We start from the raw sequence: 24,768 nt of genomic DNA, 5'->3' as shown, positions 1-24,768 counted from the left end.
CTTTTACACTCGTCCAATATATGTAAAATAAATTTTTTAAATAATCTTATCCATTTTAAATAACCTCATTAAATTAATAAGATGTATTTCTAATTACAAATATTTTTTATAGATAAAATATGCTTCACATATGCATTCATATTTTTAGGATGGTAACATCAACTTAACTTAAATAATATTTCATATTTCTAAAGTTAAGTAAACATTGCCATCCTAAAATCTTTATAAATAATATTAATATTTCCAAGTAATATTAACATTAAAAAGTAAATTTAAGCTATTAAATTTAAACCTGTTTTTTATAACTTTTATGTTTAAAAATAACATTTATATATTTAATATATCTTTCCTGGATTTAAAATATTTTTAGGGTCAAAAGCTACTTTTATGTTTTTAATTAACATCATATAGGCATCTGATTTTGATTCATGTAAATATTCTTTTTTTGCATACCCAATACCATGTTCACCTGAGACTTGACCATTAAGTTCTCTAGATTTTTTATACATACAGTCAAAAGTTTCTTTTAATCTTACTTTCCAAGTTTGTTCATCCATACCATCTTTTAATATATATATGTGTAGATTTCCATCACCTGCATGACCAAAACTTTTTATTCTTATTTTTAAATCATCTTGAAGCTCATGAGTATATCTTATAAACTCTGCTACCTTGTCTCTTGGTACAACGACATCACATTCATCCATTTCTGTTGTAGATGCCTTTATAGCTTCTAAGAAAGCCCCTCTGGCTGACCATATGGAATCATTTCTTTCTTGTGTATCTGATATAAATACATCTAATGCTCCATTTTCTAAACACAGATTAGCGACTTTTTCATATTCTTTTTCTATATCTTCAACACTATTTCCATCAAACGTAAGTAAAAGATAAGCATCTGATGTATTATCTGGAAACTTTTTACCTAAAAATTCTTCCGCAGCCAATATTACATCTCTTTCCATAAATTCTATGGCTGTTGGTATTGATTTTGATTTTATTATTTTAGGAACAGTCTCTATTGCCATTGATAGATTTGGAAAAGGTATAAGTAAACTTACACTTTTCTTTGGTAAAGGAAGTAGTTTTAATATCGCCTTTGTAACTATTCCTAGAGTTCCTTCTGAACCTATTAATAAATCTTTTATACTATATCCAGAACTATTTTTAACTACTTTTCCCCCTATATTTACAACTTCTCCATTTGGTAATACTACTTCAAGGCCTCTAACATAATCTCTTGTAACACCATATTTTACTGCTCTCATTCCACCTGCATTAGTATTTATATTGCCTGCTATTGTAGCACTCTTCTCACCTGGGTCAGGTGGATAAAATAAATCTCTCTCTTGAACATATTGACCTATTGTCATAAGTAAAACTCCTGGTTCTACTGTCAATGTTAGATTTTCATAATCAACCTCAAGTATTTTATTCATTTTACATAGATTAATCATTATTCCACCATTTATGGCAACAGCAGCTCCTACAAGACCAGTTCCTTGTCCTCTTGGCGTAACTGGTATATTGTTTTCATATGCATATTTCATTATTTTAGATACTTGTTCGGTTTCAAGCACATTTACTAGAACTTCAGGATATTTTTCTATTCCTCCAAGTTCATCATGTGAAAAGTCTTCATTTATATCACTTCCAACTACTACATTTTCATCTCCACAAATATCTATTAAAAAATCTATATCTTTTTTATCAATTGATTTATACATCTCTATCCCCCTATTCAGCTGCTGATGCCACATATATTTGCTTATCATCTTTTTTATTTTCTATTTTTTTAATCAATTTAGGAATAATATCATAAATATCTCCTATTAAAGCTAAGTGTGCTACATCAAGTATAGGTGCTTTATCATCTTTATTTATAGCTACTATATAATCAGCTCCTTGCATTCCTGCAACAAATTGAACAGCTCCAGATACACCACAAGTTATTATTAATTTAGGCTTGACAGTTCTACCACTAAGACCTATTTGTTTTTTAGCATCTATCCAACCTGCTTCTATAATTGGTCTTGTTCCTGCTACTTGAGCATTTAACTTGTCAGCTAATTTATATATCATATCCATATCTTCTTGTTTCTTTATTGCTCTACTTGCAACTACTATTACTTCTGCTTCTTCAAGACCAACTTCTTTACTTTTTTCCTTTACACTCAGTACTTCAATTTTAGATTTTAGCTCTCTTTTTTCTATTTCACATAAAGTTATTTTTCCTGTTGCATTTTCTACCTTTTCTGGAGCTGAAAATATTTTATATCTCACAGTGGCAAATTGAGGTCTATTATTAGGTGTATTTATGTGAGCCATTATATTTCCACCAAATGCTGGTCTTATTTGGTCTAAATCAGTGTTTGATTGAACATCAAGTATTGTACAATCTGCTGTAAGCCCTGTTTTAAATCTAGCAGCAAGCCTTGGAGCTAATGACCTACCTAATGTAGTTCCACCAACCAACATTATTGTTGGTTTTATTTTATTTATAAAGTTTTCTATTGCTTTTGCATATGGTTCTATCCTAAACTCTTTAAATTCATCTTCATCATATACAAATACTTCATCAATACCATAAGAGATAAGATTCTTACACTTATCTTTTATATCTTTTCCTACAAATACACAATATACAGGTTGCTTTATTTTTGATGCCATTTCACGAGCTTTTCCTATAAGTTCATATGTTACAGGATGTATATTCCCATTATGATGTTCTACATATACTGCCACTCCCTTCCATTCATCCTTATTTATTTTTGCTTTATCACTCTCTATAAATTCAAATGCACCTTTGGGTCCACTTTTGACACACAATTTGCACATCTTACAGCCAGCACTTATTTCTACCTTACCTGATTTTTCTTCTATAGCACCAAAAGGACAAATTTCTAGTACTCTTTTCAAATCAGTTATTTTATCTTGATTTACAACTATTTTTGACATTTCTTCTTCCCCCTTAGACTAATTTTAATTCCTCTAATTTATTTATAAGTGCAGAACTTAACTCTTCTGCATTTCCTCTCATAATATTTTTATCTGTATTTGGCTTAGGAGGAAATATTCTTACAACTTGAGTAGGGGAACCATTTAATCCATAATTATTTTCGTCATTGTCTTCAAAATCATCTAGACTGTACACAGGTATTTTTCTTTCTTTAGTCTCTAACTTTAACTTAAATGAAGGTAATCTTGGTTGAAAAATATCTTTTTCTACTGTTATCAAACAAGGATATTCAATTTCACATACTTGTAAATCATTTGGCATATCTATTTCAACAACTATGCTTTTCTCTTTTATTTCAATTAATTTTGTAACATTAGTTACATGAGGTATATCTAAAAACTCAGCTACTTCAGGTCCAACCTGTGCTGTATCTCCATCAGTAGTTTGTTTTCCACAAATTATTAAGTCTACTCTACCCATTTTTCTAATACCTTGCGATATAGTGTAAGAAGTTGCCAAAACATCTGCTCCTCCAAATCTTCTATCGCTTATTAAAGCTCCTTCATCTGCCCCCATCATAAAACTCTCTTCTATTACCTTCTTTGCTTGCGGAGGACCCATAGTAAGTACTTTTAGATTAGCTTTTGTGTCTTTTTTTATTCTAAGTGCTGTTTCTAAAGCATATAAATCATAAGGATTCATTTTTGAATCTACTCCATCTCTCTTCAATACACCTGTGGATTCATCAACCTCTACTGCGGTTGTCCCAGGTACTTGTTTAATACATGTCAAAATTTCCATAAACTACACCCCTTTTCTATTTAACTATCACAGATACTCCATCAGGTATAACTGTAACTTTACTATCTTCACCAACTATATTAGTAGCCATGTCTAAAGCATCCTTAAAATTAAATGCATGCTTCATATGCATTTTCTTTATCATTTCAGGATTACACTTATCTGTTACCATTATTACAGTATACTTAGATAGTATTCTTGCTAATATCTGAAATTCCCATTGGTCTGGAATTGTATCACATCTGCCAACACTCCTAATTTTTTCTAAAAGTTGTTTTGGAGAATCTGCATTTGCCACATTTTCATAAAAGGATTGACCTCCATGACCATCATTACATGCTGCAATCATTATTATTACTCCACCTTCTTTACAGGTAGCCTCTGCTGCTGTCATCCCCTTAACTGCTTGATAAATATTTTGGTCTAATGGGTATCCACCATTTGTACTCACTACAATATCTGACTTTATGGAATTTACTTTTGAAAGTTCTGTTACAAATTCACAACCTTTGGTATGTGCTTTTTCGACATCACCAGCAAATGATGCTATTACTTTTTTCTCTTTATCTATTACAACATTTAATATAAATGCTAGTTTGGCAACCTTAGCTGCATATACCATATCTTCATGAATAGGATTATTTTTTAATTTTCCAGTTCTTGAATTGTCGCTATCTATAAAATCACTACAATGGTTATACATTATAGTCTTTGCAGAAGCTATTCCTGGGAGCACACTTTTTCTTCCTCCTGAGAATCCTGCGAAGAAATGTGGTTCTATAAAACCTTCTGCGATTAAAAGTTCTGCCTCATATGCAAGTTTATTTATATATAAATCCCCTCCTGAAGGTAATACGCCTACCTTGCACATAGCTTCATCATCAGTAGATATATGCATGATTATTTCTTCATTATCTACAATTTCTTCTCCCATCTTATAAACTAATTCTTCTCTTGTACTTGGCCTATGAAAACCAGTTGCTACTATAATTTTCACATCAATTTTAGGATTAACCTTCCTAATTCTTCTTAAAAGAATTGGCATAGTTACTTTACTTGGAACAGGTCTCGTATGGTCACTTGTAATTATAACTACATTCTTTTTTCCTTTAACTAACTCTTCTAATGATAAAGAGCCTATTGGATTATTCATAGATTCTTCAACTATTTCTTCTTGTGTCTTATGTTCTACATAATTATCCGATTTTGATTCCAAGACACCAAGAAAACGTTTGTTAGGTATTTCTAAAATCATTCCTTGCTTTGAATAAGGTACTTTTAACTTTACCATTTTTAATCTCCCAATATAATAAACTATAAAATTGGTATGTGGTCATACCAGTTTTACATTTATATAATAATACCATTATCTTCTATTTGCAAGAATAATTTATTTTATAACAAACTTTTAATTTTCATTTTTTCTGTAGTTTTTGCTTATAAATATCATATGCTCTTTCGCTTTTTCATGAGCAAGTTCAGTATTATTTTCTATAACTGCATTATATATAGCTTCATGTTGCTTAAGTAATATAGTTTCATTTAAAGGTTCTGCAATTATCTTCTCTCTTGCATCTTCTATAAATCCATCAAACAATTTTGATGCTGTTATAAAAAGACTTTGAATTAAATAATTTTTACTTATTGTGGCCAATTTGCTGTGAAATTTTTGATCTAATAAAACCAAAATTTGATTATTATCTTTTTTCTTGGTTTCTATTCTCATTTCATCTATTATATTTTTTAACTCTATAGATTCAGAAGAAGTTATTCTCTTTGAGGCAAGTTTTGCAATCTCAATTTCTAAAATTATTCTAAGCTCTAGTATATCTTCAAGTGTACCATTATTCAGTTTAAAAATCATAGATAGAGGCTCTATTAAAGTTTTTTCTATATTTGTGCATATAAAATTACCCTCACCTTGTCTGCTTTCTATCACACCCATAGTTTCTAAAACTCTGATAGCTTCTCTAATAGAAGTTCTACTTACATTCATTTGTTCAGATAATTCTCTTTCAGACAGTAGTTTATCACCCTTTTTTAACTCTCCATTTAATATCTTATATTGAATTTGCTCAATTACTTGTTCATAAACTTTTTTACTAGCTATACTATTAAACATTTTTTCCTCCCATGTAGTAATCGTTGTTATAATATATATCTATTATATATCTTAAGCCATTACATTCATATATTTTTGTTACTTTTAATATAATATCTTATAACTCAAATTTATAGGTGATATTATGAAAAAAAATAAAATTATTGGTTTTTTCGCTCCAGCTATCATAGTTGGAGTTCTAGTTTTAGGCATTATCTTATACCCAAATGAAGCTATAAAATCTGCAAGAGAGGGGTTTTCCATATGGTCTAATGTTCTAGTCCCATCCCTACTCCCTTTTATAATTGGTGCAAACCTAATTGTCGATTTAAAAATAGTAGACATTATAGGGTTTATTATTAATCCCATAACTAGACTTGTGTTTAATGTATCAGGAAAAAGTGCTTTAGCTTTTGCAATATCAGCAGTATCTGGTTATCCAGTAGGAGCAAGTCTAGCTTCTGAATTTAGAAGCAATAAACAAATTTCTAAGCATGAAGCCCAAAGGCTTGTATCTTTTTGTTCTACATCAGGACCTTTATTTATAATAGGTTCAGTTGGTACAGGTATGTTTCAAAATTCAAATTTAGGTTACTTGATGATTTTATGTCATTACTTGGGAACTATCTTGGTTGGTCTTTTCTTTAGAAATTATGGAAATGAGAATCTTCCAAAGACAAAATTAGATTTAAAAACAAACATAAAAAACATAATTAATATTAGAAGTTCTAGTGGTAATGGTTTTTTTGTTCTATTTGGAAATGCTGTCTTTAATGGAGTAAATACATTACTTACAGTTGGTGGATTTGTAATTGTTTTTTCGGTAGTATTTAAAGTACTATCACTATTTAATGTAATATCATTAATAGCATCAGTTATATATTTACCGCTTTCACTTTTAGGTGTCAATAAGGAACTCTGTCAAGCATTTGTAAGTGGTCTATTTGAAATCACAATTGGTTGTAATAAGGTATCTAGTATAACAAGTGCCCCAGAAATCCTCAGAGCATCTTTGGCTAGTTTTCTGATAGGATTTAGTGGATTGTCCATACTAGCTCAATGTTGTACGTTTTTATCAAAGACAGATATAGACTTAAAATTATACATACTAAGTAAGTTTGCACATGGACTTTTAGCAGGTTTATTTATTTTTATACTTTATCCTATTGCAAACTCTACTGTATTAGTTTCTAGTTTTGCTGATACATATAATGTTATATATAATAACTTAATTTGGTTCTATTATCTTAGCTATTATGACACGATTCTTCAAATTGTAATCATAATTTACTTAATTTCAGCCTTATTTGTTGCTAAAAAACATATGAGAAATTTATCTACAAGTGGAAAATTAATTAGATATAAAGATACTTTTTTTATAAAAAACTTATTTCGAAAAAAATAAAATGTATAAAAATTAACTAAATGCTTCCATTTTTTAATTATATTTGTCATAATCTTAATAACCTTTTTAATTACTTTATCATCATAGTTACTTCATCACAATCTTGATAATTTTTTATAACAATATTTTTCAAAAATTCTCCTTAATCACATACAGCACACTTATATAAATTAATTGGTATATTTTTCCAATATATAATATTTCATTTATATTATATAATAAATACCGACCTAAACTTATCAAATCAAACTAAGAGGAGTGGTTGAAAATGGCAACAAGACCTATAGAAATAGACGAATATAAAAAGATAATGGAACTACTACATACGGGCTTTATTTACATTGAAAATGGCGTTGAAAAAAGATTTAGAAAGAATCCTAAGGTTGCATTAGCACTAATGTTAGAAGCTAATTTAGGTCTAAGAATATCAGATATTTTAAGATTAAAAATAGGTAATTTTAAAGGTAATATGTTGGAAATAAATGAAAAAAAGACAGGTAAACTACAGTATAGACCTGTTAACAAAAATATAATTGAATCTATAAATGAACATGCAAGAAAGTATAATCTTAAATCAGATGACTACTTAGTAAATATAAAGACAAAAGCTATTCAAAAACAATTGAGGATAATTTGTAAACACTTAAATTTGTATAACATAAGCACACATAGCTTTAGAAAGCTCTATGCTACTACTCAATTTGAAAAGAGTAACAATAACTTAGAATTAGTTAAGGAACTCTTAAACCATAGTTCTGTGGCTACTACACAGCGATATATAAGGGTAACTCAGCAAGCTATTAACGAGGCTAGTGAAAATTTTTTTATTGAATAAGTAAAATGTTATAATCTATCTATTTTTCTATTATCTTATTAAGTCACCATATGTTAAAAAGGTGAAGAAAAACAAAATAAACGTTTTGTTTTTCTTCACCTTTAAATTTTTACAATCATTACATAAATATTTTAATCTACTTTTAATAGTTTTTTAACTGACTTACTATAATCATTTCTCTTTACATCTTCTAAGAATCTATCAATTTCATGCTCTGATTTTGCATTTACAAAAATAGCAAGTTCTTCTTCATCTATAATATTATAGCTATCTATATACTTATCTAAACATTTTAAAATACCATCTCTATTATATTCACTAAATCTGACTACCGCACTACATTCATCTTCTATAAGCCCACTCAAATCCAATTTACCTTTTGAAAAAGACTTTATATTTGAACTCCTATCATCTATTATATCTATTATATCAGCATAAACAGCACTTCCTGTTGCACCTCTTCCAGCTCCCTTACCTACAAAAGAAAGTTCTCCTACTGAATCTCCTACTATAATTACTACATTAAACTCATTATCTATTTTAGACAGCATATTATCATTATCCACCAATGCTGGTCTAACAAATCCACTTACTTCTCCCAATTCATATTTACTTCTAGCAACTAATTTTATCTTACAATTTAATTTCTTAGCATATTCTATATCCTTTTCATCTATTGAAGTTATTCCTTCTAATAGCAAATCTTTCCAGTATACTATTTTCCCATAAGATAAAGTAGATAATATAGATAATTTTCTAGCACTATCATATCCTAAAACATCTGCATCTGGATTAACCTCTGCAAAGCCTAGCTCTTGTGCTTGTTTTAAAGCTACATCATATGGTAAATTTTCATCATACATCTTTGATAATATAAAGTTGCATGTTCCATTTAAAATAGCATTTATGCTTTTTATATTATTACCTTCTAGTGATTCTATTAATGGCTTTAAAACTGGAATACCTCCTGCTACTGATGCTTCAAATTTAATGCTAACATCATTTAAGTTAGCCAACTCTATAAGGTCACTACCTCTTTCAGCTAATAAATCTTTATTTGCTGTTACTACATGTATTTTTTTATTTAGAGCTCTTGTTACATAATCAAGAGCTGGATTTAGTCCTCCAATTACTTCAACTAATATATCAATATCTTTACTAAATATATCTTCTATATTTGTTGTTACCTTATCAAAATATCTCTTTGTTTTATGCTTCTCTTTGTTTTTAACTAAAATTCCAACTATTTCTATTTCTCTTTTTGAAGTATTATTCTCTATTAAATCTATTAATCCACTTCCTACTGTTCCATACCCTAATATTCCTATCTTCACTGTTCCATACCCCCATCATTTTTGATTGTATTAATTTATTTATATATATAAATAAATTAATTAAAAAAGCTTGAGTATAAACTCAAGCCATATGACGGGTTTATACTCATCTTTCAGCATAATTGCTGCAGGATTTAGCACCAATGTATATTAAAATATACTGGTTGCCGGGCTTCATAGGGCCAGTCCCTCTGCCTCTCTTGATAAGATTGCTAATTTAAATTTATGTTTAATAGTATAATACAATTTTTGCCAATTGTCACTATATTTTTTAACTTCTTTTTTCTAAAATAATCTAATTAATTATCTAACTGCTCTTTTAGTTGGTTTACCTTTTTTTGTAACGTTATTATTTTTAACCTTAGCTTTTGCCTGTTCATGCCCTGGGAAAAGTATCTTAGGCTCATCAATATTTCTCTTGTAAATAGTAAATTTAAAACCAATAGCTTGAACAAACTCTGCTCTTAAAGCTTCACATACTGCATTAGCAGTTTCTTTAGCATCAAGACCTGCATTTTCTAGTATAGTAACCTTTACTAATTCTCTAACTCTTAGCATATCCTCTAATTGCTCTAAAAAGCTTTCTGTAACGCCTTCCTTACCAATTTGTGTAGTAGGCTTTAAAGTATTTGCTAAAGATCTTAAATATGCTCTTTGCTTTCCTTTTAACATATTATCACCTCTATAATTCTATATCAAAATTAATTGTAAAATTCAAATTCCAATTCATAAATTCTAACTATATCTCCATCTTCAATTCCCATCTCTCTAAGCCTATCAAATATACCTTGACTTTCCATAGCTTTTTGGAAATATTGAAGTGATTCCATATCATCAAAATTTACAGAATACATTATTCTTCTAAGTGCCTTACCTGTAACTACATATACACCATCTTCAACATCTATGTTCAATTCTTCTTCTGTTCCAATATCAAGTTCTGGTCTATACATTTCTTCTTCTGAAACTAATTCTATATCTTCTACTTCTTTTAACATTTTAGAAACGTAGGCAATTACATCATCTATTCCTTGACGAGTTGCTGCAGACATCTTAAATACTGTATATCCTCTACCTTCTAATTCATCCTTAAATTTTTCAAATTGGCTTTCATCTTCCAATATATCAAATTTATTTGCAACTACAACTTGAGGTCTTGTTGAAAGCTTCTCATTATATAACTTAAGCTCATCATTTATTTTGTCAAAATCCTCAATTGGGTCTCTACCTTCTAGTCCAGATATATCTACAATATGTATCAATACCTTAGTTCTCTCAACATGTCTTAAGAATTCATGACCTAATCCTATACCTTCAGACGCACCCTCTATAATTCCAGGTATATCAGCAAGTACAAAACTATCTCCAAACTTAGTTTGAACAACACCTAAATTTGGTGTCAATGTTGTAAAATGATAGTTTGCAATTTTTGGCTTAGCTTTAGTTACAACTGATAAAAATGTTGACTTACCTACATTTGGAAATCCTAAAAGACCTACATCTGCTATCATTTTAAGTTCAAGAGTTATCCATCTTTCTTCTCCATCTGTACCAGACTTTGCAAAAGCTGGAGCTTGTCTTACTGCATTTGCAAAGTGTTGATTACCTTTACCACCTATACCACCTTTTGCAACTACTGCTGTATCTCCTTCTTTCTTTAAATCTGCTAATACAAGACCTGTAGCTTCATCTCTTATTACTGTACCTGCTGGTACTTTTAATATTAAGCTTTCTCCATTTTTACCAGCTCTTTTACCTTTGCTACCGTCGCCACCGTGTTGAGCTTGATATTTTTTCTGGTATTTGAAGTCCATTAATGTTCTAAGACCTAAATCAACTTCAAATATGATGCTCGCTCCACGACCACCATCTCCACCATCTGGCCCACCAGCTGGAACATATTTTTCTTTTCTAAATGCTACCGAACCATTTCCACCATTTCCAGCTTTAACAAATATTCTCGCTTTATCTATAAACAAATTCTTCACCTACTTAATTAAAAACTTTTAATTAGCATTACCAAAAATACTATTATAAATTCATCAGTATTATAAGAAAAAGGAGTGCCTCAACACTCCTTTTATGTATATTACTCAGCTATTGCTACTGGATATATACTAACTTTTTTTCTCTTCTTATCTTTTCTTTCGAATTTAACAGTACCATCAACTAATGCAAATAAAGTATCATCGCTACCTTTTCCAACATTAGTTCCTGGATGTATTTTAGTTCCTCTTTGTCTAACTATTATACTTCCAGCAGTTACTAATTGCCCATCGAATCTCTTAACACCTAATCTTTTAGATATAGAATCTCTACCATTTTTAGAAGAACCTACCCCTTTTTTAGATGCTAATAATTGTAAATTCATGTTTAACATATGGAGTCACCCCCTACTTTTTTAAAATTTTTATATTTTTTGGGTATTCCCGTTTAATTTCTTCAACCGCTAATTGAAAGTGATTTAGTAATAACTGTGCATCTTTTAGATATGTATTTTTAACTATACATTCTATATGCCCTTCTTCTCCTACTACTTTTTCAAATTCAATCTTTTGTAACTTGTCTAAAGAATTTATAACTGCAATCGCATTAGACGTAACTGCAGCACATACTATATCATAGCCTATTTCAGCAAAATCAGCATGTCCCTTTAAACAAAAACCTTGCAACAAGAAATCATCATTATAATAATACTTAACTTTTATCATAACTAGTCCAATAACTAAGCGTTAATTTTTTCTACAACTATCTTAGTGTATGATTGACGATGTCCTTGTTTTCTTCTGTAATCTTTTTTTGCTTTATACTTGAAAACTATAACTTTCTTAGCTTTACCTTGTTCAACAACTTTTGCTTGAACAGATGCTCCTTCTACTACTGGAGAACCTAATTTTAATTCTCCATCTTTAGAGCAAGCTAATACTTCGTTTAAAGTAACAACATCACCTGCGTTAGCTTCTAACTTTTCAACGAATAATACATCACCTTCAGAAACTTTATATTGCTTTCCACCAGTCTTTACTATAGCGTACATTAAATACACCTCCTCGGTCTCAAACTCGCCAGTACAAGGTACTTCATTAGAAGATTTAGACCTTTACTGTGCGGCATTACAATTATTAATTATAAAATATTTACATTTTATTGTCAACTATTTTATCAAAAATAACATTTGTTTTATTGTGTTTTAATGCACTGTTTGCGTTTAAAGAAATTTTCATATTATATTTTTCACCAATTTTATCAATTATATCCATATAATCTTCTTTTATTTGTTTAAAAACAAAATCATTGAATTCTATTATTATGTTCTTATAAACTGTATGCTCACTTATTCTCATAATTTCTTTCTCGACACTATCTACTATAGGATGTATAGATTTTATAGTTTTCGTTCCATCACAACATGGGCAATCCATTAAATAATACTTATCAACAGACTCTTTTTCTCTTCGTCTTGCAACTTCCACTAAACCAAGTTTTGTCATTCCTAACACTTCAGCTTTTCTCTTATCTTTGCTAAACTCTTCCTCTAATATGTGTAATACCTCATTTTGATATTTCTTTTTATACATATCAATAAAATCAATTATTATTATTCCAGCTATATCTCTAATTCTAAGCTGTCTTACAATTTCCTTTGCGGCTTCAATATTTGTTTTATAAACAGTCTCATCAAGTTTCCCAGTTCCAACAAACTTACCAGTATTTACATCTATAACTGTAAGAGCTTCTGTCTTTTCTATTATTAAATAACCACCACTCTTTAACCATACTTTTTCATTTAATAATTTTTCTATTTGAGATTCTATTCTATATAAATCAAACACATCTTTATTTTCTTCAAGACATAATTTATCAATATAATCATTATTTATAAGCTTCAAAGTAGGTCTTAATTCACAATATTTATCATAATTATTGGTAATTATAGACTCAATCTCATCATTTACATTATCTTTTACATATTTAGTTGCAAAATCTAAGGATTTATATAATAACTTTGGTCCTATACCAAGCTTATATTCTTTTAAAATATTATCATACTTTAATTTTAACTCTTCTATATCTTTTTTTATTTCATCATGAGTACATCCTTGAGCTTCAGTTCTTATTATTAATCCCAAATTTTCTTTATTCACTGCTTTAGTAATTTTTTTTAATCTAAATCTTTCTCTTTCATCAGTAATTTTATTTGATATTGTGGTTCTGTCGTTGGAAGGTATATAAACAATATACCTTCCAGAAATACTAATTTCAGTATTTAATTTTGCACCCTTAGTACCAATTTCTTCTTTATTTACTTGAACCAAAATATCTTGACCAGATTTTATGGTACTTTCTTTTTTTAACTGTAAATAAGCAAGTTTCTTAAATCCAATATCTACAAAACATGCTTCTATTCCTGGTATAACTTTTTTTACAATTCCACGATATATATTGGATACAGTTTTTTTATTTAAATTATCTTCAACAAAAAGTTCTACTAACTTTCCATCTTCAAGCACTGCTGTTTTCTGAGACCCTATTAAGGACTCAATAACTATCTTCTTCACAACTTCACCTCTCACTAACTTACATAGGAGTCACTAATTCCCCATCTTCTAATACATATAAATCTCTTCTCAATATATCAACTTCTAATGGGTCAATATCCAGTTCAAACATCTCTAACATTTTAGGAATAAGTATATTAGTATTTAAATTAGTTTTTGAACCTGTAGCTATAGTAGCAGTAAGAGTAATATGGTCATCTTCTAAATTTAAAACATCAAAAGTTCTTATCATAGGTCTTATATCAACTTCGACCATTTTTCCTTTTTTATTCTTTTTTGTTATGATTATTTCTTTATTATTCATAAAGTCAATTACTTTTCTTTTTACAAACTCTTTAGTCAAAGGCCTTTTTAAATCTATATTAAACAGATACTCTCCATAATCTATCACAGAAGAAAGAGAAGGTGTCTGCCTATCAATTTCCTCTGCTTTAATAAATTCTATCCCCTCTGGAAGTTGAACTGACACTTTACCTAAAAACTCATCTACTGATAAATCATCTTCTATCTCAATATCCACATACTCGCCTTGGCTTTCTGTTCCTAATGCTAAAGCATTACCATAACTCATCTTAGGATGAGGGTTAAACCCTTGAGAATGTGATAAATTTATTTCAGCTCTCCTAAATGCTCTTTGTAATAATCTTTGAAGGTCAAGATGTGATATATATATCATATCACCTTCTTTTTTAAATTTGACTCTCATTATTTTACTCATATTAACAAAGCCCCCTTCCTATATCATGTATATTTATTCCACAACCATTACAATTATGTCTGCAATCAGAAGTGATTTTTTCTTTTTTAGCATTTTCGTCTTCTCTAATCAAGAATTTTTTACTTACACCTACATCTATATGGTCCCAAGGGAATACCTCTTCATATTCTCTATTTCTATGTGCATAGAAATCTATAGAAAGATTGTTTTTTTCCATAGCTTCCTTCCATATATCTAAACTGAAGTGTTCTGCCCATCCATCAAATTTTGCACCTAATTTAAATGCGTCATATATAACTTTTCCTATCTTTCTATCTCCTCTAGCTACTACAGCTTCCATTAAACTAGTTTTTGAATCATGGTAGTTGTATTTTATATTGTTATTTCTCAATTTATTGACTAAATGTCTTTGCTTATCAACTACTTCCTCTGTTGTATCTTGACCATGCCATTGGAAAGGTGTAAATGGTTTTGGTACAAATGTAGACGTACTTACTGTAACACCAAAGCTTCTTTTTAGCTTTCCTCCATTTACTTTTCTATAAATATCAATAACTTTATAAGCTAATTTAGCTATTCCATCCAAATCATCATAAGTCTCAGTTGGCAATCCAATCATAAAATATAGTTTAACACTATTCCATCCCATTTCAAAAGCTCTTTCTGTTGCATTTTCTAAGTCTTCTTCTGTAACACCTTTATTTATAACGTCTCTAAGTCTCTGAGTTCCTGCCTCTGGAGCAAAGGTAAGTCCAGATTTTCTTACTTGTTGTATTTTATCAGCAATCTCCATTGAGAAATTGTCTAATCTAAGTGATGGAAGTGAAATTCCTATATTATTAGATGCATACTCGTCTACTAAATAATCAGTAAGCTCAGACAACTTACTATAATCACTTGTACTAAGTGATGATAATGATATTTCATCATATCCAGTATTCTTAACTAATTTGTCAAGTATCTCTTTAAGTCTTTCGACACTCTTTTCTCTTATTGGTCTGTATATCATACCAGCTTGACAAAATCTACATCCTCTTGTACAGCCTCTAAACAATTCTAACACTATTCTATCATGAACAGTATCTATATAAGGTACTATTAATTTTTCTGGATAATCTACAGTTTCAACATCTTTTATTATCCTCTTAGTAGGACTCTTAGTAATCCCTTCTCTATTAGGAGTTACACTTTGAACTGTACCATCTTCATTGTATTTAACATCATAAAAACTTGGTATGTATACTCCCTCTATACTTGATATTCTGTATAAAAAATCATCTCTAGTTGTTTTATTTTTCTTCCATTCTTTATACTCATTTACTACTTCTAAGTTAACTTCTTCACCTTCACCTAATATTACTACATCTACAAAATCTGCTAAAGGTTCAGAATTATAAGCACAAGGACCACCAACCATTATAAATGGGTCTTCCAATTTTCTTTCTTCTTTTAATATTGGTATATTGGCTAAATCTAATATATTTAAGATATTAGTGTATGAAAGTTCATATTGAAGTGTAAAAGTAACAAAATCAAAGTTTGTTATAGGCTCTCTTGACTCTAATGCAAATAATGGTATATTTTTTTCTCTCATTATATTTTCCATGTCAACAGCAGGAGAATACACTCTCTCACAAAATACATCTTCACTTTTATTTATTACATCATATAATATATGGCTTCCTAGATGACTCATACCAACTTCATACAGGTCTGGAAAGCAATGTGCATATCTTATCAATTCACTATTACTAGTATCTTTATGAATTGAATTTATTTCATTCCCAAGATATCTAGCAGGCTTTTCTACTTTTTTTAAGATTTTTTTCAAGTCTACTTTATTCATTTATTAAAATTCCTCCAAACAAGTTCTTTATTTTTATTCTTATTTATAAGTAATATTATACACGATAAAATATTTTCTATCAAAAATATAACTAAAATATTGAATTTAAAATCTATATTATTCACAAAATAGGATATCTAAAACTATTTAATAATATTTTCTATTAATTTTTTATTAAAATACAGATTTTTTACTAAATATGATATATTATAAACATAAAACTATGTTTTTGGTGACTTATAATGACATCTTTTGTTTCACTAACCTCAAAATGGGGTATGTTATTTATATAATGATAATTTTTAGGAGGGTTAAAAATGAGTAAAGTTTTTGAAGTAAAAAAAGATATCTACTTTACTGGTGTAGTAGATGAAGGTTTAAAAGTATTCGACATAATAATGGAAACAGAGTTTGGGACAACTTATAATTCTTACTTAATAAAGGACGAAAAAACGGTTTTATTTGATACAGTAAAAGCAAATTTTAAGGATGAATTTTTAAGTAATTTATCAGAAGTTACTGATATATCTGAAATTGACTATGTTGTAGTTCATCACACAGAGCCAGACCATGCTGGTAGTTTAAAATACTTATTAGATTTAAATCCTAGTATAGAAGTTTATTGTACTAAAGCTGCTAAATTATACTTAGACGGTCAAATAAATAGACCTTTTAATTGTCATGTAATAAAAGATGGTGAAGTTTTAAATATCGGTAAGAGAAATCTTAAATTTATAACTGCTCCATTCTTACATTGGGTTGATACAATGTTTACTTACATTGAAGAGGACAAGACTCTTCTAACTTGTGACGCATTTGGTTGCCACTTTGCAAGTGTTGATGCAGATGTAGTAAATAGTGAAGATTACCTAAAATCAGCTAAACACTATTATGACTGTATAGTTAAGCCATTTGCTAAGCATGTTTTAAGTGCTGTAGATAAGGTTGTAGGAATGAACATAGAATTTGATACTATATTAACTTCTCATGGTCCAATGCTTACTAAAGACCCAATGGCTGCTGTTAAAAGATATGTTGAGTGGTCTACAGAAGCTATTAATACAACTAACCAAAATCAAGTTTCTATATTCTACTTATCAGCTTATAGCAATACTTTAGAAATGGCTAAAAAGATAAAAGAAGGACTTGATAAAGAAGGTGCAAAAGCTGAATTATATGATTTAGAAAATATGACATTAACAGAGATGCATGATACATTAGTAGTATCAAAAGTAATATTATTAGGTTCTCCAACTATAAATAAAACAATGGTTAAACCTATGTGGGATTTATTCTCTGTTATAGACCCAATGGCTAATCAAGGTAAGATTGCAGGAGTATTTGGTTCATTTGGTTGGAGTGGTGAAGGTATAACTATGGCTGAAACTTTACTTAAAGCTATGACATTCAAAATGCCTGTAGAATCTCTTAAGAAAAAATTCTTCCCTAGTGAAGAAACATTAAAAGAATGTATGGAATTTGGTGCAGAATTTGCAAAATTAGTTAAATAGTTATTTTTATTTGAATGACTTACATCTATAATCCATCATTCAAATTATATAGAAAACTTATATTAGAGTTTTTATCTTATAAAACAAATTAAAATGAGGTAGCTATTTTAGCTACCTCTAACTTTATATATTATTTAATTTTATTAAACACGCTGACTTTTGTTCTTCCTAACTTCTCGCCATGATAGTTCTCCTCTATCAAGAGCTTTTATAAATATTTCTGCAGAAGCTAGATTTGTAGCTATTGGAACATGATAAACATCACAAAGTCTTATCAAGGCTTGTATATCTGTTTCATGAGGTTGAGATGTAAGTGGGTCTCTTAAAAAAATAACTAAATCTATCTCCTGTGTTACTATTAAAGAGCCTATTTGTTGGTCTCCACCTAATGGTCCAGATGCCAGTCTAGTAATCTTTAAGTCAGTTTCATCCATTATTCTTTTTCCTGTAGTTCCAGTTGCATATAATCCATACTTTTTTAAAATTGATTCATAACCTATACAGAATCCGACCATAGTATTTTTCATTTGGTCATGCGCTACTAATGCTATATTCATATACTCAATCTCCTCAATTTATATTTACAAGTATTAAATCTAGAAATTTATTTTCTTTCTTCTCATACACACATTTAGCACTAATCCTAAATTGGCTAAAGATGTTAATAGTGAACTTCCTCCATAACTTACAAAAGGTAATGTTACCCCTGTTACTGGAATTAACGCAACAGTCATAGCAATATTTTGGATTATCTGGTAAGCAAACATACCCATAACCCCAACTACAATGAGGGTTCCATAAAAATCCTTAGCATCTCTTGCAATTGCTAAAATCCGTAATAGAAATATTGCAAATAATATTATAAGTACTGCCATTCCTATTACGCCAAGTTCTTCACCCACAACAGCAAATATAAAGTCACTGTCTTGTACTGGTAAGAAATCTTCTTGGTTCTGACTTCCATTATATAGACCTTTTCCAGTCATACCACCAGAGCCTATTGCTATCAAAGATTGCATAACCTGATAGTTTCCTTTTAAGGTTACATCTTCTGGATTTAGGAAGGCTTCTATTCTTACTTTTTGATGGTCTGCCATCATTAAATACATCAATGGCATTGATACCAATAGTATTATTATTCCTCTTTTTATTAACTTGGAACTAAGACCTGCTGTAAATAGCATTGCAAATACCATACAACAAAATACAATTCCTGTTCCTAAGTCTGGTTGAGCAAGCAATAATCCAATAAATGGAAGAGAATAAACTACAACAGGTATAACCTCTTTTAATGTATTTAATTTATCCTTCTTTGTCTCAAGTATCTTTGCATAACTAAGTACAAATGTTAATTTTACTATTTCAGAGGTCTGCAAATCAAGTGGACCTAAGTTAATCCAAGACCTCGCACCGCCTTTTTCAGTACCAATTCCAGGTAATAAAACTACAGCTAATAAAACAAGGCTTATTATATAAAGAGCTTTATAGTACCTTCCTAGAAGATTATAATCAAAAAATAGTATGACTATAATCATTCCTATGCCAAGCACAAAAGCTAGTCCTTGCTTAACTAATTGATTATATGAACCTGTAGAATTAGCATGTGTTGCACTACTAAGTATAACAAGCCCAAAAATAAAGATAGCTAATACTGTAACTATAAGTTTCCAGTCTAACTGTTTTATCAACTTAATTGTCGACTTATAATTAATATTGATTTTTTTCAAAGAATCACCGTCTTTCTATCTTTAAACATATAATTAAATAAAAGGGGCATATACCAATAAGGATATCCCCCTTTTAAGCACTAATTACATACATCTATCTTTAATATTCTTTAATGGTATATTAGCAACTAATGCAGATACAGGTTTGTCATCATGTTCACCTCTGCATTTAGACATTTTTATTTCAAGGCCATCTTCTTCTATTTCTGCATAGTTGGCTATTACTTTTAAAATATCTGTTTTTATCATCTCTAAAAGTTGTGGTGAACAATCTACTCTATCATGAACTAAAACTAGTTTTAACCTCTCTTTAGCAACAGATTTACTAGTTTTAGCTTCGTTAGAAAAAACTCTAAATAAATCTAACACAGATGTATCCTCCTTTGCTACTTAGCCATGCTAAACATTTTTTTTAGTCTACCAAAGAATCCATCTTCAACTTCAAGTTCAAGTAGAGGAACTTCTTCATTTAGTATCCTTTTTGCGATATTTTTGTATGCGTTACCAGCAAGAGATTTTGAATCAAGTATTGCTGGTTCACCTTTATTTGTTGATATAATTATACTTTCATCATCAGGAACAAGACCTAATAAATCTATTGCTAGTATTTCTATTATATCTTGTTTGTCCATCATGTCTCCACGCTTAACCATATCATTTCTAATTCTATTTATAACTAATCTTATTTCTTTTATTTCATTTGCTTCTAATAGACCTATTATTCTATCTGCATCTCTTACTGCTGATATTTCTGGATTTGTAACCACGATAGCTCTATCTGCACCTGCTATTGCATTTTTAAATCCTTGCTCAATACCTGCTGGGCAGTCTATTATTATATACTCGAAAGATTCTTTTAACTTTTCACATAGGTCAACCATTTGCTCAACTGATACAGCATTTTTATCTCTAGTTTGTGCTGCTGGTAATAAATATAGATTATCAAATCTTTTGTCTTTTATTAGAGCTTGCTTAAGCCTACAAGTTCCTTCAACAACGTCTACTATGTCATAAACTATTCGATTTTCAAGACCCATTACTACATCTAAATTTCTAAGTCCAATATCTGCATCTACAACTACAGTTTTTTTATTTTCTAGGCTTAGCGCAGTTCCTAAGTTTGCTGCGGTAGTAGTTTTTCCAACTCCACCTTTACCAGATGTTATAACTATAACTTCGCTCATAATACTACCCCCTATTTTTCTTTCTATTTGTCCAACTTTGACAAATAGCTTTCGATTACAATTCTTCCATTACTCACAAAGGCTATTTCTGGGCTAATTTCTGATTCAATTTCATAATTTTCTTCATCATCTGGAGCTTCTGCAATATTATCTGCTATTTGTAATATTTTTGGATTAAGATTTCCAGCAACAACATAGGCAAACTCATTACCCTCTGAACCTGCATGCACAAAACCTTCTATTTTCCCCATTACAAAAACATTTCCTCCTGCTACAACCTTAGCGCCAGCATTTATATCTCCCATAACAACTGTATTTGATTTTGAAATGACTTTTGAACCAGGTCTCATATCATTTAATATGACTACATCACCTTCAAATTCAATATTTTCGCCAGATCTTAGGGTATTGACATATTTTGTTTGAAAATTATTATTTTCTTCAATTTTTTGATCTTCAACAAATTCCACATCAAATCTAGAAGTAATTCCTTCTTTTAATTCTAGAATCTCCATGTCAGTTAAATAATCACTGTTAATTTTACTAATTTTAGCACCATTAAAAAAACCAACATATGCTTCCAATTTGTTTATTATATTTTCTTGTATTTCTTCAAATGGAGCTTCTCTTTTTATATTTACAATTATCCCTCTTTTATTACCCTTGAACTCTACTAGTTCTTGACTACAAATTTCTCTTAAAGACATAACAACCTCCAGAGTGATATATCATTTATATTCTTCAAATGCGCTTTAAACCCTTTTATTTTTTCTATATAAAGCTAAAGTTTATAAATGGATTTAGCTTATCTATTGATTTGTGACTCGAAATTTATATTTTCGTCAGAAGAATTATTAACATCATCCGTCTTGTTGTCTTTTTTGCCATTAGTTGGCTCTAATCCCATATATGTTCCAATAACTTCTCTAGTTGGTAAAAGTGAGAATACACTTGAATCCCCTTGAGGAATTACACATACAACAGCTATTTCTGGGTCATCTGCTGGTGCAAATGCAACAGTCCATGTAAAAGAACCATAATCTGCTTTAAACTTATCTATTTGGTCATCTGTTATTTTTGGATTTAATTCTTTTATAGCTTTTCTTAAATATGAAGAATTCACTTTATCAGTATCCTCTAATTTAACTTTTACTCCATCTTCTAATTCTTCTTCTAATTTCTTTCTTTCTTCGTCCTTTAAATCTTTATTTTCTAATTTTTTCTTTATTTCTTTCTCTTTAGCTAATGAAAGTTCTTTTTCTTTTTCTACCTTCATCTTATCAGCCATTTTAATTGCATCGTTTAGATTAACATTATAAGATGACATATGACTCTTTAAATATTCATATTCATTATCTGTAGGTATTTTACCACTTTTCTCAGCTGTACCAGTCTTTGCTGCTACATCTATTGGGAAATCAGCAAAAGCACTTTTTGCTGTACCTTGTCTAGCAACCAATTTCATACCTTTTATTAGTTCCTTTAGATTATCAGGGTTTTTGAAAGCTATTTTTTCCACTTTCTTTTGGTCATTGATTTTTACTGATGAATAATCACTTGAAACAGCTCTATCAACTACAGATAATTCTACTAAATTACCTCCATTTGCTATAGCAGCTACATATCTTGATATTTGAGCTGGTGTATAGGCATTTTCACCTTGTCCTATAGCTAAGTTGAATGTGTCAGCAGTACTCCATTTTGCAAAGTTAAAGTAACTAAATACTGCCATATCTGCTACATCTTCTATTCTGTTTTCTTTAACATCCAATTTTTTCAATCTATTCATAGTTTCTACTCTACCAGGAGTTTTCTTTTCAGCTGCCCAACTTACAATTTCATCGATTCTTTTTTCGTATTCTTTAGGATTTTTATCTCTAGTTATATCAACAAAGTCATTGGCCATTTCTCTATCTAAAGCTGATTTTAACAATGCTTGTGTTGATTTTAATTTATCCTCTGTACTAGGGACTTTACCTGCTCTTTCTTCTACTTCGTCTTCAAGCCCAGTATTTTCATTTAATCCAAATAATTTTGCATACTCAAGTATCTTATTTGCATTCATATCTATACCAATACTTTTTCCACCTGGCCATGTCTTACCTGTACCAATAGTTGCCATGTATATGTTACAAGACTCTTGTATAGCTTTATATAAGTTTGTCATACCATGATTTCCTCTACCATGGTTCCACACATAGTCCCCAAATGATTTTTTCCCTAACATAATAACCCCAGGGTCATTTATAGTGAAATTTGGATTTAGGCCATTTTCTAAAGCTGCCATTGAAGTTACCATCTTAAAGGAAGAACCTGGTTGGAATTCCCCTTGTGTAACTAAGTTTAATAGTGGACTTCCTGCCAGTAAGTCATTTGGATTCTTTGGTTGTAGTGCTTTATAGTCTTCTGTAGAAATACCTTTTGCAAATTTATTTGGATCATAGTCAGGATAACTTGATGAAGCTAAAACTTCTCCATTTTTAACATCAATAGCTATAAGAGCTGCTGATTGTGCCTTTCCTGCATATGCGCTAATTGGCTTATCCCCAAACTTACTTTTAAAAGTACCTCCTTTTGAAGCAACTTCTATTATCTGTTTTAATGCATTATCTGAAACCTCTTGTAAATCTTTATCTAATGTAAGGTATACAGTATCTCCTGATTTAGGCTTTTTGGATTCAATCTCTTTACTGATTCTACCCAATGCATCAACTTTAACCATTTTATAACCATCAGTTCCTCTTAGCTTACTTTCATTACTTTTTTCTACTCCTGCAAGGCCTACCATATCTCCTGTTTTATATCCTTTTTGTAGATATGATTCTATTTGAGTTGATGGCATTTTTCCTACATACCCTAACATATGTGAAGCTAAAGTTCCATTAGGATAATATCTCACTGGTTCAACTGCTACTGAAACACCAACAAGGTCCATAGCACTTTCCTCAATCTGTGCAATGGTAGTTTCTCCTACATCTTTTGCAATTGTTACTGGATTATATTGAGAATATCCTTTTGATTTTATTAAATCTCTTACAACCATTATTTTTCTTGCATCTTCATTGCTTAAACTCTTATCAATCTTAAATGCATCACTATTTCTTACTTTTTCAAACGCTTTTTCAGCACTTAAATTAGTCTCTTTTATTTTATAACTGGCCAACCAATCTCTCTTATCTCTCTCTGCTGTAAACATCCATTTACTAACTAAAATAGGAGGATAGTATCCATTTTCATTTAGTTTTGCTTGTAATTTTGTTGCATCTAGCCTTTTATCTTCTTGAGACAAGATTCCTGCTGATATAAGTTTATCTACCAAGTAATAAAAACTCTCTTTAGCATTATAATCACTTGGTATTCCATTTTCTGATTTATATTCTCTAATCTCTCTGTCATATGTATAATAGTACTTTCCATTTTCTACATATATAGGAAATTCATCTACATATTCTTCACCATTTTTCTCAAGTAAATTTATAAGCTTCAATGATATTTCATTTGCTCTTGAACGCTTATTAGCATCTTTTTTATTAATATCGTTACCTGAAACCTGAACAGTAAATAAATTTTTATTTCCTGCTAGCAATCTTCCATATCTATCTTTTATTTCTCCTCTTGGAGCTTCTATTGCCAATTTTTTATATGTTTTATTTTCAGCTAACTCATTGTAGTATTCATATTTAAATGTAGTCATGTAGACTATTTTTACTAAAATAGCTAAAAATATCACGCTTATGACTATTTTCATTATTTTAAATCTATCAACTTGTTTATTTTCTTCCATGAAA

23 protein-coding genes and 1 riboswitch are annotated in these 24,768 nt (G+C 29.8%); of the genes, 3 read left to right on the top strand and 20 right to left on the bottom strand.

Translation table 11 applies throughout. From position 1 onward, the window contains the following. Positions 1-335: 335 nt before the first annotated feature. The 5 genes from KGF50_RS05870 to KGF50_RS05850 all read right to left on the bottom strand — a co-directional run bounded on the left by KGF50_RS05870 (position 336) and on the right by KGF50_RS05850 (position 5,882). Positions 336-1,727 (bottom strand): FAD-binding oxidoreductase, encoded by a 1,392-nt coding sequence (locus KGF50_RS05870; RefSeq protein WP_227847222.1) that lies wholly within the window; start codon positions 1,725-1,727, stop codon positions 336-338. Positions 1,728-1,737: 10 nt separating this feature from the next. After that, positions 1,738-2,958 carry an FAD-binding protein gene (locus KGF50_RS05865; protein WP_227847221.1) on the bottom strand — a complete coding sequence of 407 codons (1,221 nt, stop codon included), beginning with the start codon at positions 2,956-2,958 and terminating at the stop codon, positions 1,738-1,740. A gap of 13 nt (positions 2,959-2,971) precedes the next feature. Next, positions 2,972-3,760, bottom strand: a complete 789-nt coding sequence (locus KGF50_RS05860) for an electron transfer flavoprotein subunit beta/FixA family protein (RefSeq protein ID WP_227847220.1) — start codon at positions 3,758-3,760, stop codon at positions 2,972-2,974. A 16-nt stretch (positions 3,761-3,776) separates the two neighbouring features. After that, a complete protein-coding gene (larA, locus tag KGF50_RS05855; RefSeq protein ID WP_227847219.1) occupies positions 3,777-5,051 on the bottom strand; it encodes a nickel-dependent lactate racemase in 1,275 nt (424 codons plus the stop codon). Positions 5,052-5,168: 117 nt separating this feature from the next. Further along, positions 5,169-5,882, bottom strand: a complete 714-nt coding sequence (locus KGF50_RS05850) for a FadR/GntR family transcriptional regulator (RefSeq protein ID WP_227847218.1) — start codon at positions 5,880-5,882, stop codon at positions 5,169-5,171. Positions 5,883-6,006: 124 nt separating this feature from the next. On the opposite strand from KGF50_RS05850, the gene KGF50_RS05845 reads away from it, so the two are divergent. Further along, entirely contained in the window at positions 6,007-7,266 is a 1,260-nt protein-coding gene (locus tag KGF50_RS05845; RefSeq protein ID WP_227847217.1) for a sporulation integral membrane protein YlbJ, read from the top strand. A 268-nt stretch (positions 7,267-7,534) separates the two neighbouring features. Then, positions 7,535-8,101 (top strand): tyrosine-type recombinase/integrase, encoded by a 567-nt coding sequence (locus KGF50_RS05840; protein ID WP_227847216.1) that lies wholly within the window; start codon positions 7,535-7,537, stop codon positions 8,099-8,101. Between the two features lie 131 nt (positions 8,102-8,232). Here the strand turns inward: KGF50_RS05840 and KGF50_RS05835 are convergent, their stop codons facing one another. The 9 genes from KGF50_RS05835 to KGF50_RS05795 all read right to left on the bottom strand — a co-directional run bounded on the left by KGF50_RS05835 (position 8,233) and on the right by KGF50_RS05795 (position 16,558). Then, entirely contained in the window at positions 8,233-9,435 is a 1,203-nt protein-coding gene (locus tag KGF50_RS05835) for a homoserine dehydrogenase (protein WP_227847215.1), read from the bottom strand. Positions 9,436-9,538: 103 nt separating this feature from the next. Then, positions 9,539-9,645, bottom strand: a riboswitch (SAM riboswitch). Positions 9,646-9,738: 93 nt separating this feature from the next. Continuing rightward, on the bottom strand, positions 9,739-10,107 hold the full coding sequence (locus tag KGF50_RS05830) for a YhbY family RNA-binding protein (protein WP_227434088.1): 369 nt from the start codon (positions 10,105-10,107) through the stop codon (positions 9,739-9,741). Positions 10,108-10,136: 29 nt separating this feature from the next. After that, complete coding sequence (obgE, locus tag KGF50_RS05825) at positions 10,137-11,414, bottom strand: GTPase ObgE (protein WP_227847214.1); 1,278 nt, start codon at positions 11,412-11,414, stop codon at positions 10,137-10,139. 110 nt (positions 11,415-11,524) lie between these two features. Continuing rightward, the gene (rpmA, locus tag KGF50_RS05820; protein ID WP_003419086.1) at positions 11,525-11,815 is read right to left on the bottom strand and encodes a 50S ribosomal protein L27; all 291 of its coding nucleotides are present in this window, start codon (positions 11,813-11,815) and stop codon (positions 11,525-11,527) included. A gap of 13 nt (positions 11,816-11,828) precedes the next feature. After that, complete coding sequence (locus KGF50_RS05815; RefSeq protein WP_227847213.1) at positions 11,829-12,146, bottom strand: ribosomal-processing cysteine protease Prp; 318 nt, start codon at positions 12,144-12,146, stop codon at positions 11,829-11,831. Positions 12,147-12,160: 14 nt separating this feature from the next. Next, positions 12,161-12,472: a 50S ribosomal protein L21 gene (rplU, locus tag KGF50_RS05810; RefSeq protein WP_003419082.1), complete on the bottom strand. Its 312-nt coding sequence runs from the start codon at positions 12,470-12,472 to the stop codon at positions 12,161-12,163. A 100-nt stretch (positions 12,473-12,572) separates the two neighbouring features. Beyond that, entirely contained in the window at positions 12,573-13,994 is a 1,422-nt protein-coding gene (locus KGF50_RS05805) for an Rne/Rng family ribonuclease (protein WP_227847212.1), read from the bottom strand. Positions 13,995-14,013: 19 nt separating this feature from the next. Continuing rightward, on the bottom strand, positions 14,014-14,712 hold the full coding sequence (locus KGF50_RS05800) for a TIGR03936 family radical SAM-associated protein (protein ID WP_227847211.1): 699 nt from the start codon (positions 14,710-14,712) through the stop codon (positions 14,014-14,016). A gap of 1 nt (position 14,713) precedes the next feature. Continuing rightward, on the bottom strand, positions 14,714-16,558 hold the full coding sequence (locus tag KGF50_RS05795) for a TIGR03960 family B12-binding radical SAM protein (protein ID WP_227847210.1): 1,845 nt from the start codon (positions 16,556-16,558) through the stop codon (positions 14,714-14,716). Between the two features lie 317 nt (positions 16,559-16,875). Here KGF50_RS05795 and KGF50_RS05790 point away from each other — a divergent pair, with 317 nt between their 5' ends. After that, positions 16,876-18,069 carry an FprA family A-type flavoprotein gene (locus tag KGF50_RS05790; RefSeq protein ID WP_227847209.1) on the top strand — a complete coding sequence of 398 codons (1,194 nt, stop codon included), beginning with the start codon at positions 16,876-16,878 and terminating at the stop codon, positions 18,067-18,069. Between the two features lie 143 nt (positions 18,070-18,212). Here KGF50_RS05790 and KGF50_RS05785 read toward each other — a convergent pair whose 3' ends face one another. The 6 genes from KGF50_RS05785 to KGF50_RS05760 form a co-directional block, all read right to left on the bottom strand. After that, positions 18,213-18,626, bottom strand: coding sequence for a methylglyoxal synthase (locus KGF50_RS05785; RefSeq protein WP_227847208.1), 414 nt, complete (start codon positions 18,624-18,626; stop codon positions 18,213-18,215). A 39-nt stretch (positions 18,627-18,665) separates the two neighbouring features. Beyond that, positions 18,666-19,796, bottom strand: coding sequence for a rod shape-determining protein RodA (gene rodA / locus KGF50_RS05780; protein ID WP_227827074.1), 1,131 nt, complete (start codon positions 19,794-19,796; stop codon positions 18,666-18,668). Positions 19,797-19,880: 84 nt separating this feature from the next. Further along, the gene (gene minE, locus KGF50_RS05775) at positions 19,881-20,165 is read right to left on the bottom strand and encodes a cell division topological specificity factor MinE (protein WP_054273171.1); all 285 of its coding nucleotides are present in this window, start codon (positions 20,163-20,165) and stop codon (positions 19,881-19,883) included. Positions 20,166-20,182: 17 nt separating this feature from the next. Then, positions 20,183-20,980: a septum site-determining protein MinD gene (minD, locus tag KGF50_RS05770; protein ID WP_227847207.1), complete on the bottom strand. Its 798-nt coding sequence runs from the start codon at positions 20,978-20,980 to the stop codon at positions 20,183-20,185. A 23-nt stretch (positions 20,981-21,003) separates the two neighbouring features. Continuing rightward, positions 21,004-21,687 (bottom strand): septum site-determining protein MinC, encoded by a 684-nt coding sequence (minC, locus tag KGF50_RS05765; protein ID WP_227434078.1) that lies wholly within the window; start codon positions 21,685-21,687, stop codon positions 21,004-21,006. A gap of 98 nt (positions 21,688-21,785) precedes the next feature. Further along, entirely contained in the window at positions 21,786-24,764 is a 2,979-nt protein-coding gene (locus KGF50_RS05760) for a penicillin-binding transpeptidase domain-containing protein (RefSeq protein WP_227847206.1), read from the bottom strand. Between the last annotated feature and the right edge of the window lie 4 nt (positions 24,765-24,768).

This window comes from Clostridioides sp. ZZV15-6598 (genome assembly GCF_020657705.1).
GTDB classification, from domain to species: domain Bacteria; phylum Bacillota; class Clostridia; order Peptostreptococcales; family Peptostreptococcaceae; genus Clostridioides; species Clostridioides difficile_F.
Note: the sequence above shows the minus strand (reverse complement) of the source record. Positions and strands in the feature narration are given on the sequence as shown.